At 39.4% G+C, this 16,344-nt stretch carries 13 protein-coding genes; 6 read left to right on the forward strand and 7 right to left on the reverse strand.

Annotated features, from left to right (window positions below; all coding sequences use genetic code 11):
* Positions 1-11: 11 nt before the first annotated feature.
* The 3 genes from AACH28_RS15430 to AACH28_RS15440 are packed head-to-tail and all read right to left on the reverse strand — an operon-like array spanning position 12 to position 6,650.
* On the reverse strand, positions 12-2,069 hold the full coding sequence (locus AACH28_RS15430; protein ID WP_341830934.1) for a RagB/SusD family nutrient uptake outer membrane protein: 2,058 nt from the start codon (positions 2,067-2,069) through the stop codon (positions 12-14).
* Between the two features lie 11 nt (positions 2,070-2,080).
* Complete coding sequence (locus AACH28_RS15435) at positions 2,081-5,170, reverse strand: TonB-dependent receptor (protein WP_341830935.1); 3,090 nt, start codon at positions 5,168-5,170, stop codon at positions 2,081-2,083.
* 13 nt (positions 5,171-5,183) lie between these two features.
* Positions 5,184-6,650: an IPT/TIG domain-containing protein gene (locus AACH28_RS15440; protein WP_341830936.1), complete on the reverse strand. Its 1,467-nt coding sequence runs from the start codon at positions 6,648-6,650 to the stop codon at positions 5,184-5,186.
* Between the two features lie 577 nt (positions 6,651-7,227).
* Between AACH28_RS15440 and AACH28_RS15445 the strand changes: the two genes are divergently transcribed.
* The 6 genes from AACH28_RS15445 (at position 7,228) to AACH28_RS15470 (ending at position 13,521) form a co-directional block, all read left to right on the forward strand.
* Positions 7,228-8,073 carry an RteC domain-containing protein gene (locus tag AACH28_RS15445; RefSeq protein ID WP_341830937.1) on the forward strand — a complete coding sequence of 282 codons (846 nt, stop codon included), beginning with the start codon at positions 7,228-7,230 and terminating at the stop codon, positions 8,071-8,073.
* A gap of 251 nt (positions 8,074-8,324) precedes the next feature.
* Positions 8,325-8,678, forward strand: a complete 354-nt coding sequence (locus tag AACH28_RS15450) for a helix-turn-helix domain-containing protein (protein WP_074229993.1) — start codon at positions 8,325-8,327, stop codon at positions 8,676-8,678.
* An 11-nt stretch (positions 8,679-8,689) separates the two neighbouring features.
* Positions 8,690-8,980, forward strand: coding sequence for a helix-turn-helix domain-containing protein (locus tag AACH28_RS15455; RefSeq protein ID WP_074230273.1), 291 nt, complete (start codon positions 8,690-8,692; stop codon positions 8,978-8,980).
* A 102-nt stretch (positions 8,981-9,082) separates the two neighbouring features.
* Positions 9,083-10,552, forward strand: coding sequence for a DUF3945 domain-containing protein (locus AACH28_RS15460; protein ID WP_123879053.1), 1,470 nt, complete (start codon positions 9,083-9,085; stop codon positions 10,550-10,552).
* Between the two features lie 6 nt (positions 10,553-10,558).
* Positions 10,559-12,643 (forward strand): type IA DNA topoisomerase, encoded by a 2,085-nt coding sequence (locus AACH28_RS15465; RefSeq protein WP_123879055.1) that lies wholly within the window; start codon positions 10,559-10,561, stop codon positions 12,641-12,643.
* Entirely contained in the window at positions 12,643-13,521 is an 879-nt protein-coding gene (locus AACH28_RS15470; protein ID WP_103913875.1) for an ORF6N domain-containing protein, read from the forward strand. The genes AACH28_RS15465 and AACH28_RS15470 overlap by 1 nt, the downstream gene beginning before the upstream one ends.
* 72 nt (positions 13,522-13,593) lie before the next feature.
* Here the strand turns inward: AACH28_RS15470 and arsB are convergent, their stop codons facing one another.
* The 4 genes from arsB to AACH28_RS15490 are packed head-to-tail and all read right to left on the reverse strand — an operon-like array spanning position 13,594 to position 16,328.
* A complete protein-coding gene (gene arsB, locus AACH28_RS15475; protein ID WP_341830938.1) occupies positions 13,594-14,622 on the reverse strand; it encodes an ACR3 family arsenite efflux transporter in 1,029 nt (342 codons plus the stop codon).
* A gap of 7 nt (positions 14,623-14,629) precedes the next feature.
* Positions 14,630-15,007 carry a glycine cleavage system protein GcvH gene (gene gcvH / locus AACH28_RS15480; protein ID WP_078798968.1) on the reverse strand — a complete coding sequence of 126 codons (378 nt, stop codon included), beginning with the start codon at positions 15,005-15,007 and terminating at the stop codon, positions 14,630-14,632.
* Between the two features lie 17 nt (positions 15,008-15,024).
* On the reverse strand, positions 15,025-15,798 hold the full coding sequence (locus AACH28_RS15485; RefSeq protein ID WP_103913873.1) for a metallophosphoesterase: 774 nt from the start codon (positions 15,796-15,798) through the stop codon (positions 15,025-15,027).
* A 56-nt stretch (positions 15,799-15,854) separates the two neighbouring features.
* Positions 15,855-16,328, reverse strand: coding sequence for a DUF6428 family protein (locus AACH28_RS15490; protein ID WP_341830939.1), 474 nt, complete (start codon positions 16,326-16,328; stop codon positions 15,855-15,857).
* Between the last annotated feature and the right edge of the window lie 16 nt (positions 16,329-16,344).

The following is a 16,344-nucleotide window of genomic DNA, read 5'->3' on the forward strand; positions in this document are numbered from 1 at the left end:
TATCTATTTGATTAATCGTTATAAGTCCATCCTGGATTTTGTGTTAAGTTCTTATTGCGTTTTAGTTCGCTATGACTAATCGGCCAAAACCACATTTTATCTGCAAAAGTTGTTTTCAAAGCCCATACCGCAACTGGCTGATGAAAGAGATCCCGATCTTTTTGGTTCATGAGGATATTACAACCATAGATAGGCAGAGCCTCTTCGACGGGAGCATCCATCCAACGGCGTAAATCATAGTAACGTTGCCCCTCTCCCATAAGCTCGATAAAACGTTCACGTTTTAATGTTTTTCTCAGCTCGACTTTATTGCTATATACACTTACACTGTAATCTGGTACGCCACCGCGAATCCGTACAGGCTGTATTCCTTTTTTCATCTCTGCGATATCTCGGCTAATGGTGTAAACACCACCTCGCCAAGATGGAATACTATAGGATCCGCCCAGCTCATTTAATGCTTCAGCGTACATGAGTAAAATATCCGCATATCGAATTGCTGGCTCCGCTTTTGGCACGATACGAGCCATGCTTCCTCCTTCATAAGTATCATTTTGATGAACAAACTTTTTAACACCGAAACCTGTACGGAGCCAATAGGCATTGGACGAGTTAAACCCATTCCCCTTGTCATTATCGCGGTAATAAAACACCTGTTGGTTCCGATTGCGTTCTTGTGTTTCGTTTAACAATGTCCAGAAACTACCATTGAAAGCAACAGAAGCATAAAAGCGAGGTTCGCGATTCGCATACTGCAAAGAGACTCCCGGGCGCAAGGGCTTGTATTTTCCCTTGTCATAATCTTCTTGTGAAACATAGCCGCTCAAGCGATTTGAACCATTTCCACGACCGATTTCTTTATTCATTCCCGGTACATCCAAACCATTATCCATATAGTAAGCGTCTACAAGTTTTTGCGTCAGCCCGTGTGTGTTCCATCCCGTTGCCGAACGTGGAAGCTGATGGGCAACCATAGCATCAATCCCTTCGTTCTCCTGATTGGTACCACGTGTGAAGATCAACTCAGGGTTTCCAGAGGCTGGCAACGTACCGTCAAATACCTGGGCATAAGATTTGGCCGGGTCGATATTTGCCCAGCCATCGGGCCAGCTCTTTTCCGAGAAATTGTTGTCTTTAGGCGGTATTACTGTGGCATCATTTCCTGTTGTTTGTAATCCTGTCCAATACAGTTGATACACGCCTAGTTCCATAACATCCCGCGCCGCTGCCGCAGCCTTAGCCCACTTCTCTTCTTTATATTCTGCGGAAAGGAGACGTTTTCCTTGATTGTCAACCAACCTTGCCCCAATACTTGCATTATTACCATTGGCCAGCGGACTTGCAGCATACAGTAAGGCTTTGGCTCGCGTTGCCAAAGCTGCACCTACACTCGGACGGGCAGAGCCATCTTGGCTCCTTTTCATACCCAAAGCTTCCATTTCTTTTGCCGCCAACAACATTTCATCACTAATATAGTTAGCGCACTCTTCATACGTATTACGTGGAATCGCCAAATTATCATAGCTATCCGTATAGTCTAAGCCCTCATCTGGCAGCAATGGAATCGGTCCATATTTACGAAGCAAAAGCCAGTATAAATAGGCCCGTGCAAAACGCGCTTGCCCGCGGTAATCCGCAATTTCAGCAGTAGACATTTCAGTATTCATATAAATATGCTGAATAAAGGTGGTTGCATTCCGAATCCCACGGTAACATTGCGCCCATGTCCCCTGTTTATCATTCTCCGTATAAAGGCCCATCTTAAACATGTTGTAAGACAATTCATTTTTTGATGGATCATAATCTTTATCGCGATCACCATAGTACATATCATCTGCAAAACAATGCGGAGTAAGCCCTTTACTTGCTACATCTGCATTTTCACCTTTGAATTCTAAAAATACATTGGCAAGCCACTCTTCCGAATAGAGCTTGCTCTTAAAGACTTTCTCGGTTGTGAGGCGGTCTTTGAAATATTGATCAGACTTTAAATAATCTTTTGTACAGGAAGAAATGACGCCTGTGCCAAGTAGAAGCATCAATACAACATATAATTTCTTATTTTTCATTTCTTTAAATTTTAAAGGTTAACATTGACACCAAAAGTGAACGACTTTGGCAATGGATAATCTTCTCCCCTTGGGCTTGCTAATTCGGGATCCCATAATTTAAATGTTGACCAAGTCAGGAGGTTGCTACCAATGACAAAAAATCGAATGCTATTTGCCCGGATACGATTGGCCAGATGTTTGGGCAAGCTATAACCAATATCTACAGTTTTAAGTCGGAGATATTGACCATTACGCAGCCAAAAGGTAGACTCCCGGAAGTTATTCGGATTAGGGCCATAACTCAGGCGCGGGTATGAAGCATTCGGATCTTCCGTCGCTGGATTTCCAGAAATATCGGCTGAAATCCACCGATTATCGCCCATACTTCCTTTCATTACCTGTCCCCACTCGCCTTCGCTAAAGGCATATACAGTCTTTCCGTAGGTGAAGAAAGTAGATTTACCTGCTCCCTGAAAATGCACACTGATATCCAAATTTTTCCAGCTTGCCGACGCGCCCACACCATAGATTAGATTGGGTCTTCTGGTTGCTCCGACAGCGACCCGATCGCCATCATCGATAACGCCGTCGCCATTTACATCTTTGTATTTGATATCACCTGGTTGGTAGGTCCCAAATGTTTGTTTTGGACTATTACGGATATCATCGTAATCTTTAAAAAGCCCTAAAGCGATCAATCCAACCGCCTGATCTACACGGTAGCCTTTTCGATTTTGATAACCATACACATTATTTTCTTCATCGATTGTCGTAATTTCATTTTTACTATAGGTAATATTACTTCGCCCTGTCAGATTCACCTCGCCCAATTTTCCCTTATACTCCAACCGTCCATCGAAACCACGTGATTTAACCGCCCCCACATTTGCCCTTGGTGTACTTTCCAAGCCCACCAAGCTTGGCAAATACCTACGCTCCATATAAATTCCGGTCCGTTTTTCATCAAAGAAATCCAAGTTGGCAATAACCTTGTCCTTAAAGAGAGCTAGATCAAATCCCAGATTTTTCTTAACAGCCATCTCCCAGGTCACATATGGTGAAGCAACTTGGCTATATCGTAAGCCCGTATAATTCCGATCAACGCCATAGTCTCCCCACTTGTAAACACTAGAAATTCCAGAAATTGTGTATAAATAAGGAAAACGCTCTTGATCGTTTCCAATTTTTAGCTGATCGTTCCCCACTTTACCCCAAGAATAGCGTATCTTGAACATATTCATCCAAGGCATATTTTCTTTGACAAATGTTTCTTCTGAAACATTCCAAGCCCCTGAAAATGCCGGAAAAAATCCATACTGCTGACCGATGGCAAAGTTCTCTGAGCCATTATAACCGAAGTTAAAATCAACAAAATAACGTGATTTCCAATTGTAGGTGACTCGGCCGGCCATTCCCTGATTACGTCTCGCTATACCATTTTTTATATCGTCGCCGAGATCTACCGTTTTTACAAGAGCATCGCGTGTAAATCGAGCAACCGCTCCGATATTATGATCACCAATATTTCTATCATAATTAAACATCAGATCATAGAATTCACGTCGATCTCCCTTGGAGAAACTGTATTGATACATTTCTCTCGGATCTGATATATGCCGATAAACTATTTGACCATTTTCATCTCTTGCACGTTCGGCAAGCCATTGCTCAGGCCATTTTCGTCGCTGAATATTATTTTCATTAAAAGTGTCGTAGCCGACAATTCCCCGGAAACGAAGGCCTTTAGTAATAAAATCAAAATTTTGTTCGAGGGTAATATTGGTCTGCACTTTATTGGTCCAGTTCTCATTGAACCCTGTTTGTGTTGCTACTACCCATGGATTTGTCATATTGCCTTCACCGATCGCAGGAACCCGGCCATCAGAGTACATTATCGGAGTTCTTATGGGTGAATATCCAAATAGTACTCCCCAAAAGAAATCATCACCTAATCCGGGGCTATTCCTTTTACTGAGATCTCCAGCCACACCAACCTTAAGCAAAGTCGATTTTGTTATATCGATATCGGTATTTAGACGATAGTTCCAACGTCTAAAATTTGCATTTGTATTATAGTCCTTGCGTAAAGCTTCGTCTGTTTTATACATCCCGCCCTCATCAACATAGCTTCCTGACACAAAATAACGGGCAGTTGGTCCGCCGCCACTTAAATTTAAATTCGCACGATAGGTCATCGCTCCTTTTTTGAGCAACATATCTTTCCAGTTCACATTCGGATAAAGATCGGGGTCTAGGCCCAATCGCAAGATTTCGAGTTCTTCGGGTTGATAGACCGGAGCATTGTTTCGCGTAATACGCGCTTCATTCAGTAGGTTTGCATAAGTTACACCGTCCTCAAACTCGGGCGTAATGGTCCGCGTGTTGTAAATATTTTCATCTTTTACGTTAATGCTGATTTTTCCCTCTTTACCATGTTTGGTTGTAATTAAAATAACACCATTAGCCCCCTTAGATCCATAAATCGCCGTTACAGCGGCATCTTTGAGCACTGTAATGGTAGCAATATCTTCGATGTTGATATCATTGATATCCCGTTCAATATTGTCAACGAGGACCAAGGCAGCGGTCCCACCGCCAAAAGTTGAGATCCCACGTATCCAAAATTCAGAAATGTTTTTACCGGGTTGGCCAGATTGCATCATCGCCATCACGCCGGGTACATTTCCGGCGAGCGCATTTGTAATGCTGGATGTAGGATTTGATTTCATGGTCTCGACATCCACTGTACTGACAGCCCCTGTTAATGTCAACCTTTTTTGTGTACCAGTACCCGTTACAACAACCTCATCTAACACACTCGTTTCCGCCTCCAGCAAGGTTACGTTGATAGTCAAGTTATTTTTTACCAAAACCTCCTTTTTTTGATAGCCAACAGAGGAAAAAATAAGTGTTTTATAGCGATCGACTTTAATTTTATATCGTCCATTATTATCGGTTACCACACCCCATCCCGGAGCATCTTTTACCGACACGCTCACTCCGACCATAGGTGTCTTCTGAGCGTCGGAGACTAGCCCAATAACCTCCACGCTTTCCTGGGCCATGGTTAAGCCAATTACCGTGAGCAGTAGCGTACATAGCAGTAATAATCTTTTCATAATTCTTTTTAGTTTATTGGTTTTGGCTAGCTTGGTCCATCTCTTCTAGCGCAATCTTACGAATACGACGATTGGCTTGATCTCCAATATAAAATGCTCCTTCCGCTTCATTATAGGCAATACCTGAAGGGCGATCAAAACGTGCTTCTAGTCGCAGGTCCCCGTTTACATAACCGTAAGGATTACTATTGAGGCTAGAACTTCCCCTACCTGCAAAGGTTGTAACGCTTGCTTCAGGGGTTAAAATCCGTATCGCATGGTTCATCTGATCCGTGAAATAGAAATCATACGCATCATTCTTACCCGCATCAACATAGGCTTGATTTTTTACAAATACACCTTGATAGGGATTATTTAAGCGCGCTGAAGAGCCGACGCCATCTTGATAACCAAAAGCTCTAATTTGACCACACACGAGGTAGGGCTGTGTAAATCGTTTCTTTTCCCAGTTGTAGTTTACCCGGAGAATATAGCCTTGATTAATGACAACGATATAGGCATAGCTGCCCGTCGGATGGATGAAAATCTTGTACTCCCACTGTGGATCATGCACCACAAATAATGTCTCATAATCTTTAACACCCAGCCCTTCGCTAAAATATTTATTGAGGTCGAATCGAAAAAATTGTCCCTTTTCATAACTATTGAAATACATTTCTCCATTCACAGGATGGATTGAGGCACCATTACACTGTTTATAAGTCGTCAGCACTTCTCTATCCTGCCAGTTTCTATCACGCGATAAGCGATAAGTCGCCCGATCATTTTCACCGCCACGATCCTCTGCAATAATCATATACTTTTTATCTAACGTAAAATCAACACTACGGGGGCGGTCAAAATCCGAACGTTTTTTTGTGATGGTACTATCCTCGAAATTGACGAGGTATAAGCCATTATTGTGATCAAAGGTCATCCAGAGATGTTTGGGGTTAGCAGGATCAAACTTCATAAAAGAAGGTTCCCAAAAACCGCTGGCCATTTTATTTTCATCCGCATGCTTAAATTTTCCATCCCGCCAGGGTTCATCACCACGCGCATTTCTATAGCCTGCAAGAGTGGAGACAACCATCTTACGTTGATAATCGAACAGCCTTTCTGCTTTACCAACAATCTGTTTGTCCTGATTACCCACACGGACTTCAATATCCCCTCTAAAAGCCTGTTTAGGCACAAGGCAGTACAGAGACTCACCCAATACATTGACAACGATTGCTTGCTTTCCGCCAATAAGGACCGAAACATTCTTTGGATCGTTCCCAAAGTTTTTGCCATAGATAACAAGGCGCTGCCCAACACCTCCGGATGTCGGTACAAAATCAGACACAACTACAGGCTGAGAAGGATCAAAAGGAATTCCTTCATTTACAGCGGCAGGCTTATCCTCTTTACAACCTACAACGCTTAAACTTAGCCAGACAATAGCCCAGATTAATCGATACAATAGCCAGCTGCCGCTTGCTGCTTGTTTAGTTTTCATAAGATATTATTATTGGTTAGAATTTATTCTATAAACATTACATATCACCGCCAATGAATCCCAGAGTCATTGATCTTCTGATACATCCATTAAAATTTCGTCAGCATAAAAGCTATTTCAGGGGGTATTTTTAGGACGAACGGATTGAGGCCCGCCTCATCATCGAGCGAACGCTTAGTTTTAATTTCCACATAATTGGTTATTTTTAAATTAAGCTAAATGGTATTAGCTTTTTTAAGCTAAAAAGATTAATCAAGTCGAAATTGACTAATAAACAGTAGCTTACAAGAGTGCAAAACTCTGTTGGTAACGATTTAGTAATGGTGCTTACTGCGCTTGATTTCATTGAATTACCCCTGTAAATCAATACTACAAATTTAATGATTAATGGGCAATGTGGCTAACACTTTGTCCATTTTTTTTGTCTGCCTTTTTTTGTATTTGAAATTTCACTTCAAAAAAAAAAATTCCCACCTTGGGGGAACCTGTGGGAATGGTTTCATTATTTTTTTCAAATTTTGAATAATCAAAGATTTGATTATAAAACAAATAATGTTAACCTAAAATCGATTACGCTATGGAAATCCTATTAAGTGAAATATTATTAAAAATTCGGCATCAAGAAAATATTTTTTCTTCTCATATAATGCAGACGTCTGACGAGGCTTACCAAATGACTTTATTTCTAAATACGATGTTGCATAACATTAAAGCAGATGTTTTAAAATCAGGTTTTAAGAATGAACAACAAGAAATAGACTTTTTTAAAAACATTAAACCGCAAATTTTAGGCAAACTTATTTATTACAATAAGGTATTTCGTCTTGAAACAACTTGTCCTGCAAGCAAAGGCAAAATGTACCAAAGTTTTTACGAAAAACAGTTGAAAATTCTTAAAACCGAATACGAGGAAAACATCTGCAACGAAGATTTTTACAGATATTATCGTGCAAATAGAACAGACCGTGACCATAGCTATTTCACACTTGGAAACATAAATTATCACGATGGTTTAAAGAGCGGTGTATTTGAAATTGACCTAACTTTCTCAACCTATTATGACCACAAAATAGCCCATATAATTGCCAATGAACTAATCTATACTTATTTACTTTCCAAAATAAATCCTGAAGAAAATCCCGATGCGCTTTTACAAAATTTAGAAACCAACAAGGATATTTCGTGGACAAATTCACAAAATGCACTCATTGAACTGATATACGCTCTTTATGCTTCAAATTCCGTGGCTTACGGAAAAATTGGTATCCGAAAATTAGCTTTGATTTTTCAAGTCCTCTTCCAAAAACCCTTAAATGATATACATCACTCTTTCCACCGGATGAAAACAAGGGCTGGCTCCCGAACTGCATTTTTAGACCAACTCAAATTGTCACTCGAAGAATATATGGATAAAGACCTTTAGGTTAATTCGGGGATATTTTTATTTTAAGCAGTACTCAAAAAGTACTGTTTTTTTTGCCCATATCTGCCAATTGGTAAATTCTTCCAAAACTTCAATACTAAATATTCAAAATGCCTTAAAAACCTTGTCTGATAAAGGTTTTACTTGATTGTGAAATTTTTCAAAAAACTTCAAAAACCAATGGGCAAGCATTGGCAGACAAACACTGCCACCTTTCACAATTTTGCATAGTGAACTTTAAATGATATGCAATGAAAATAATCACAATTGAAGAAGAAGCTTGGCTAAAGTTAAATAACAGTATTAATGCCATTGCCGATTATCTGAAAAAATTGGAAGATAAAAGTTATGATGACTTGTGGCTCAATAACCACGAGGTATCTCAATACCTACGCCTAAGCGAGAAAACCTTATGGCGTATGCGTACCAAAGGCGAGATTGCCTATTCAAAAATCTACGGTCAGTATTTCTACACCATCGGTGCAATTAAAGATATGCTGAATGCAAATGCAATTGAGAGTAGTGATGAGTTTTTGCAGGAACTTATGGCAAAAGGTAAAAGCTATATCGAAAAAGGAAGAAATCTGAAATTGGGGAAACCATAAAATGTATGGCTATGAATATTGATAGAATGGAATTTTTGGCGTGGATGGAACGCCTTATTGGTCGCCTCGATATGCTGGGCGATAATATCAATGAGTTGCAAAAAAAGCGTAACAGCATAGATGGCGAGGAATTATTGGACAATCAGGATTTGCTTCAAATGCTTAAAATCAGTAATCGTTCTCTGCAGCGGTATCGTTCGAATGGGAAGTTGCCTTATTATACGATTAGTGGAAAATTGTACTATAAACTTTCCGATGTACATCAATTTATTCGTGAAAGTTTTAATCCTCCTACTAAATAAATGAACGCCAATAAATGACAAATACTGCCTTTTAATGCCATTTCCACCAATCCAGTAAATGCTTGTTTTACATTCGATAGTGAATTTTAAATTTTTCAAATTATGAGCGAAGAAACAGCAAATACGCAGGAAATGCCCGAACAACTATCGGACATATTATTAGTGCTGGATAAAGAAAAAATGAAAATCCAAGCCGTAAAAAGTATCGACGAGAAAGGGAAAATGGAAACCGTTGACCCCACCAAGAAAAATGAAAATCAGTTTATGCGTGTGGATAAGGGTGGCGATTTTTTTTCCAATTTTTTTTCCAATTTTTTCAGCCAACTAAAGAACCCTACCAATTTTTCATTCTTTAAAGTACCTGCCCCTATCGCAGTTGAAAAAGCACAGGAAATGCAAAAACAGGTAAATAAGCCAACTCCCGAAGGCGAAAAAGTGATGCAAGAACACGAAATAAAAACAGAAATAAAGCAGGATAATAAACAAGAAAATCAAAAAGATATGGCAACAACACAAACAGCAGCGGAAACTAGCGAATACCGCTACAAACCGGAACAAATTGATTGGGACACAATGAATAATCTTGGATTGAGCAAGGAATTTTTAGAAAAAAGAAATCTGTTAGAACCTTTATTAAAAGGCTTCAAGACCAACGAACTTGTGCCCATTGGCGTTAATCTCGGTGGTTCAATTCTCCGTACTGATGCCCGTCTTTCATTACAGCAAGCCGAAGATGGAAAAGTTGTTGTGGGAATTCACGGTATCAAAAAAGAACCAACCTTACATTTTGAATTTTTCGGACACAAATTTACCGATGAAGACAAAAAAAATCTACTTGCAACTGGCAATATGGGTCGTGTGGTTGATTTAAAAAACACCAAAACAGGCGAAATGATGCCATCCATCATCAGTATAGATAGGCTTACCAACGACATTATTGCCCTACGGACAGATTTCATAAAAATCCCTGATGAAATTAAAGGCGTGAAACTCAATGATGCCCAAAAACAAACATTATTGGAAGGTAAACCGCTTTATTTAGAGGGTATGATTTCAAACAAAGGAACGGAATTTTCAGCAACGGTTCAGTTTAATGCAGACAAACGTTATGTTGAGTTTTTGTTTGATAGAAGCAACACCAACAAGCAAACTCAAAGCAACGGACAGAACAATCAACAAAGCAATCAGCAGAACCAAGCACAAGAAGCTCCAAAAACTTTCCGTGGTAAGGAACTGACCGATGAGCAACATAAGGATTTTAAAAATGGTCAAACCATCTACATTGACGGATTGGTAGACAAAAAAGGACAGCCTTATCAAGGTTACATCACTTTCAATAAAGAAGATGGTAAAACAAATTTTGAATTTCCAAATCAATACAAGGAAAGAGCAAAACCTACTGAAACCCATAAAACGCAAACTGCTGTCAATTCAGAAGGGAAAACCAATGAAGCCACCAAAAAAATCAATGAGCCTTTAAAATCGGGGCAACAAAGACCGAAAAACAAGCAACAGCAGGAACAACAGGAAAAGTCTCAAGCCCCTGCAAAGTCCAAAGGCGTAAAAAGATAATTAAGTATGAAAACTATCATTGCAGAAAAACCAAGCGTAGCAAGAGAAATAGCCAGACTTGTAGGAGCATCCGATAAAAAGGAAGGTTACCTGACAGGTAATGGCTATTTTGTTACGTGGGCATTCGGTCATTTAATAGGATTGGGAATGCCAGAAGATTACGGGATTTCGGGGTTTGACAAAGCTGCTTTGCCGATACTCCCCAACCCTTTTTTGTTGACCGTCCGGAAAGTAAAAAAAGACAAAGGTTATACCGCTGATACAGGCGCATTAAAGCAACTGAAAGTTATTGAGCAGCTATTTAAGCAAAGTTGCAGCATTATCGTTGCAACCGATGCAGGGCGTGAAGGCGAACTCATTTTTAGGTACATTTATGAATACCTGAAATGTAACAAGCCCTTTGAACGCCTTTGGATAAGCTCGCTTACCGAAAAAGCCATTAAACAAGGCTTTGATAACCTTAAAGACGGGGCAGCATTTGACGGACTTTACCAGGCGGCACAAGGCAGAAGCCGTGCCGATTGGCTCGTGGGCATCAATGCTACACAGGCATTGAGCATAGCCGCAGGAAATGGTATCTATTCACTCGGAAGAGTGCAAACGCCTACATTGGTTTTGATATGCAAACGCTATCTGGAAAACAAAAATTTCTCGGTAAAGAGATATTGGCAGATACAGTTATCGCACAACAAAGAGCTGATAGATTTTAAAAGCATTTCCAAAACCAAATGGGAAGACCAAAAACTTGCCGATGATACGCTGAAAGCCATTCGGCGAAGCGAAATGGCAACGGTTACATCGGTAGAAACCAAAAGTGTAACGGAGCAACCTCCTTTATTGTTCGACCTAACCGGACTGCAAAAGGAAGCTAACAAAAAACTGAACCTTTCTGCCGAAGAAACGCTCAATATTGCCCAAAGCCTCTACGAAAAAAAGTTTATCACATATCCACGTACCGGGAGCAAGTACATACCAGAAGATGTGTGGGCAGAAATTCCCAATCTCGTAAGAGCTTTGCAGGACAGAGAAACTTGCAAGCAAGCAGTGTCAAAAATAAAATGGGGACGTTTCAATAAACGCATCGTGAACGATTTGCGTGTTACCGACCACCACGGATTATTGATTACGGATAAAATCCCGTCTGCCCTGAACGCAAAGGAAAGCTCCGTTTATGATATGATTGCCTTTCGGTTGCTCGAAGCCCTTTCACAAGCCTGCATCAAAGAGATAACCGATGTGGGTTTACAGGCGTTGCATTATGATTTTACGGCAAAGGGTTGTAAGGTTATAGAAGCGGGCTGGCGTTCCATCAAAGGCAGTTTCTCCGATGATGATACCGAGCCTGTACAGGATTTGCCCGAACTGAAAAAAGGCGATGAACTTAAAAAAAAAGAAGCCTCCGTTTTGGAAAAAAAAACCAAACCGCCTGTATTATATACCGAAGCAGGGCTTTTGTCGGCTATGGAAAGTGCAGGAAAGGAAATCGAAAATGAAGACGAACGGAAAGCCCTGCAAAATATCGGTATTGGCACTCCGGCTACAAGAGCCGCAATAATTGAAACCCTGTTTACCCGTAACTATGTACAACGTGAAAAGAAATCCTTAATCCCTACCGAAAAAGGATTGCAGGTGTACGAATTGGTCAAAGACCGTAAAATTGCGGATGTGGCAATGACCGCCGAATGGGAATTGGCTTTGCAAAAAATCGAAAACAACGAAGCCGATGCAGGGGCATTTCAAAAAGAAATGGAAACTTACGCCTCATCTATTACCAATGAACTGTTGCAAACTTCGATTGCTCAAAATAACCTACCAAAATTGGTTTGCCCGAAATGTAAAAGCCAGCAACTCACTATCCGTGATAAAATAGTGAAGTGTCCTGATGAGGCTTGTAATTGGGTACAGTTCCGTAATGTATGTGGCGTACAAATCGGCATAGCCGATATTGAAAGCCTTATCAATAAAAAGAAAACTTCACTCATCAAAGGAATGAAAAGCAAGGCAGGTAAGAAATTCGATGCTTATATCGTGTTGAATGAGGATTGCAAAACCTCTTTTGAGTTTACCAAAAATAAAAGCTACAAAAAGTAATGGAAAATAAGCCTATTAGCATAATGGAAATCAAAAACCTGATTTATTCCATACGTGGAAAGCAAGTGATGTTGGATAGCGACCTCGCTTCCTTATACCAAGTGGAAACAAAGAACCTCAACAAAGCCGTAAAAAGAAATATTGAAAGGTTTCCTGCTTCTTTCTGCTTTCAACTGACCGAAGAGGACGTTGAAAACTTGAGGTTCCAAATTGGAACCTCAAGTTTGAGCTACGGCGGAAGACGTTATCTGCCCTATGTTTTTACCGAACAAGGGGTCGCAATGGCTTCTGCCATACTCCGTTCAGATATAGCGGTTAAAGTCAGTGTTGAAATTATGGAAGCCTTTGTAGAAATGCGGAGAATGCTTACCAGCAATGCCTCTCTTTTTCATCGTTTAGATAACATTGAACTGAAACAATTAGAAGCCGACCAAAAATTTGAAGAGATTTTTAAGGCTTTGGAAAGCGATAAGCTCCACAGTGAAAAAGGAATTTTCTACAATGGGCAGGTTTTTGATGCCTATGTCTTTGTATCAGACATTGTTCGTAATGCCAAAAACTCCATTATCCTGCTGGATAATTATGTAGATGATACGGTACTAACCTTATTGGGCAAACGTGACGATGCTGTAACTGCAACTATCTATACCAAAAATATCAGCAACCAGCTAAGGCTGGATGTACAACGGTACAATAGCCAATACCCTCCGATTGAGATTGAGATTTTTTCCGATGCTCACGACCGCTTTTTAATTATTGACGATACGGAACTCTACCATATCGGAGCATCACTCAAAGACCTGGGCAAGAAATGGTTTGCCTTTTCGAGAATGGATATTGAAGTCGGCAGAATGCTCAAAATCTTAAACCAACAATAAACCCTCTAATTCAGAGGGTTTTCTTTAGTTTTTTGATGCTTCAAAATGCTCTTGTACGTTCTTAAATTAACTTTAGTAATATTTTTTCTTTAGCCATAAACTTGCCCTTACCAATAATATGAGTACTGGAACTTCCACCAGTGGGCCGATAACGCCCACAAATGCCTGTGGCGAATGAATACCAAAAATTGCTATTGCTACGGCTATTGCCAATTCAAAATTGTTTCCTGTGGCTGTGAATGCGATGGATGCGTTTTTGTCGTAAGGAACTTTAAGGGATTTATTGATAAAGAAGCTCACAAAAAACATCAGTACAAAATAGATGATTAGCGGTATGGCTACTTTTATTACATCCATTGGCAACTCTAATATTTTATCGCCTTTCAGACTGAACATTAATACTATCGTAAACAGTAAAGCATATAATGTAATGGGCGATATTCGGGTTACAAATTTCCGGTTATACCATTCTATACCTTTTGATTTTACAAGGAAGTAACGGCTTAAAAAACCTGCCAAGAATGGAATGCCTAAATATATCAATACGCTTTCGGTAACATCTTTCATTGATACGCTTACATTGAAATTGGCTAACCCTAATTTTTCAGGTAATACATTGATGAATAACCAAACCAAGAAGCTATAAGAAAGTATCTGAAAGATGCTGTTTAATGCAACTAACATAGCTGTATATTCTCTGTTAGCTTTAGCTAAATCACTCCACACGATAACCATTGCAATACACCTTGCTAAACCGATAAGAATTAAGCCTGTCATATAATCGGGTTCGTTTCGTAAAAACAAAACTGCTAAACCGAACATCAGTACCGTGCCGATAATCCAATTCAGCAATAAGGATATACCGATTACTTTTTTATCCTTAAATGCCATAGGTAACAATGAATAATCAACCTTTGCCAATGGCGGGTACATCATCAATATTAAACCTATTGCCAACGGAATGTTTGTAGTGCCTACGGATAGGGCATTTGTAATTTTTGAAATACCGGGAAAGATATATCCCAAACCTATACCTACTGCCATTGCAAGGAATATCCATAAGGTAAGGTATCTGTCTAAGAATTTTAATTTTGGTTGCATTGCGTGGCTAATTTGTAAGTTCTTTATATTGGTTTGATGTCAATAATTTTTCTAATTCTGCAATATCTTTTATTTCAATTTTTATCAGCCAACCATTTCCAAAAGGTTCTGAATTGATTAGTGTTGGTTCTTTTAATAAGCGTTGGTTCGTTTCAATGATTTTACCCGATACAGGCATAAATAAATCACTGACCGTTTTAACCGCTTCAACAGAGCCGAATACTTCATCCTGCTGAAAACTATATCCAACATTGGGTAAATCTGCATATACGATTTCGCCCAATTCGCTTTGTGCAAATTCTGTAATGCCTATTGTACCTGTGTTGTCGTGTACGCTTATCCACGTATGTTCTTTTGAATACTTTCTATCGGTTGGAAATTCCATTTTTATAAATTTTTAGATTAGTAGCCTCTCCTTAAATTTTCTGCGTATTCGTTTGGTAAAATGCTTTCCTCTACTGCTTTTGCTGCTCTTTCAATATCATAATCAAAGCGTATAAATTCCACACTGATACTGTCTTTATCCAATACAGAACTTTGCTCGTTGATAGTAAGTATTACATAACCGCCTCTTACATCGCTGTCTTTCGGCTTTCCTACCGAACCTATATTGATGGCGTGTCTGAAATGGTTTTGTCCGTCAATTCCCGAATTTAAAATACGGTGGTATGGCTTATGCGTATGCCCGAAACACATAATGTCTGCGTCTGCCTGTTCCATAATTCTAAGCATACTTTTTTCTTCCCTGTCTTCAAATAAGTATTCGTTTATCTTTCTTGGGCTACCGTGTACCAATAGTAAATTGAGCTTGTCCTCGTTCAACTGAAATTCTACTTTGATATGTGCCGGAAGTGTACGCAAATAGGCTCTTTCTTCATCTTTCATAATAGAGTTGGTAAAGGAAATAGATACGCTGCCATTGCCTTTTTCACTATCGGTTTTATAAGCACATCCGCAATCATTGCTCATACGCCCGATGCCAAAATCATAATTCCCTGCAATGGTTGGTATTTTCCTTTTACGGATTTCGTTCACTACTTCATTAGCCCAAATATTATAGCCTACCAAATCGCCTAAGCAATAAATACTGTCGGGATTTCTTTTTTCCATATCCTCAAAGAATGCTTCTAATGCAGGTAGATTGGCGTGAATGTCACTGAATAATGCAATGTTCATTTTTATTGATTTTTATTGATTTTTATTGTTTAAATTTTGTCTTATTAATTTTAGTATTAACAACAACCTCCTCCTGGTGTACAAGCGTTAGAATTGTTTACAGATAATTCAGCCAAATTTTTCTTTTGTTTTTCTGAAGGAATACCGCAGGCATCTTGAGCCAAACAAGCTGTTGTTTTACTTTTCAGTACGAATGTTTTTCCGTTGAAATCCAAATCATATTTACCGATAGTATCACTTTGATATTCTACTTCTATTTCGGCATCTTCCATACCTAATTTTTCTTCGGATAGTTTGATGATGTTTAATAGTTTGGTTGGCTTCAATCTATGTTCGTAATCGTCAGCATTCCATAATTGGAAATTGACAACTTTTTCATTTCTAATCGTTCCACCACAATCAATGAAGTGTTTTGTAACAACACCTATTTCTGTAACGTGGAAGTGTTCCGGTACAAATGTTCCGTTCTCTAATTGAAATTCAACATTCTCTAATGCTGGTAAGATTTCTTTGATTTTTGATAGTTTCATATTAACTGAATTTTAA

The organism is Sphingobacterium thalpophilum, assembly GCF_038396785.1.
Lineage (GTDB): Bacteria > Bacteroidota > Bacteroidia > Sphingobacteriales > Sphingobacteriaceae > Sphingobacterium > Sphingobacterium thalpophilum_A.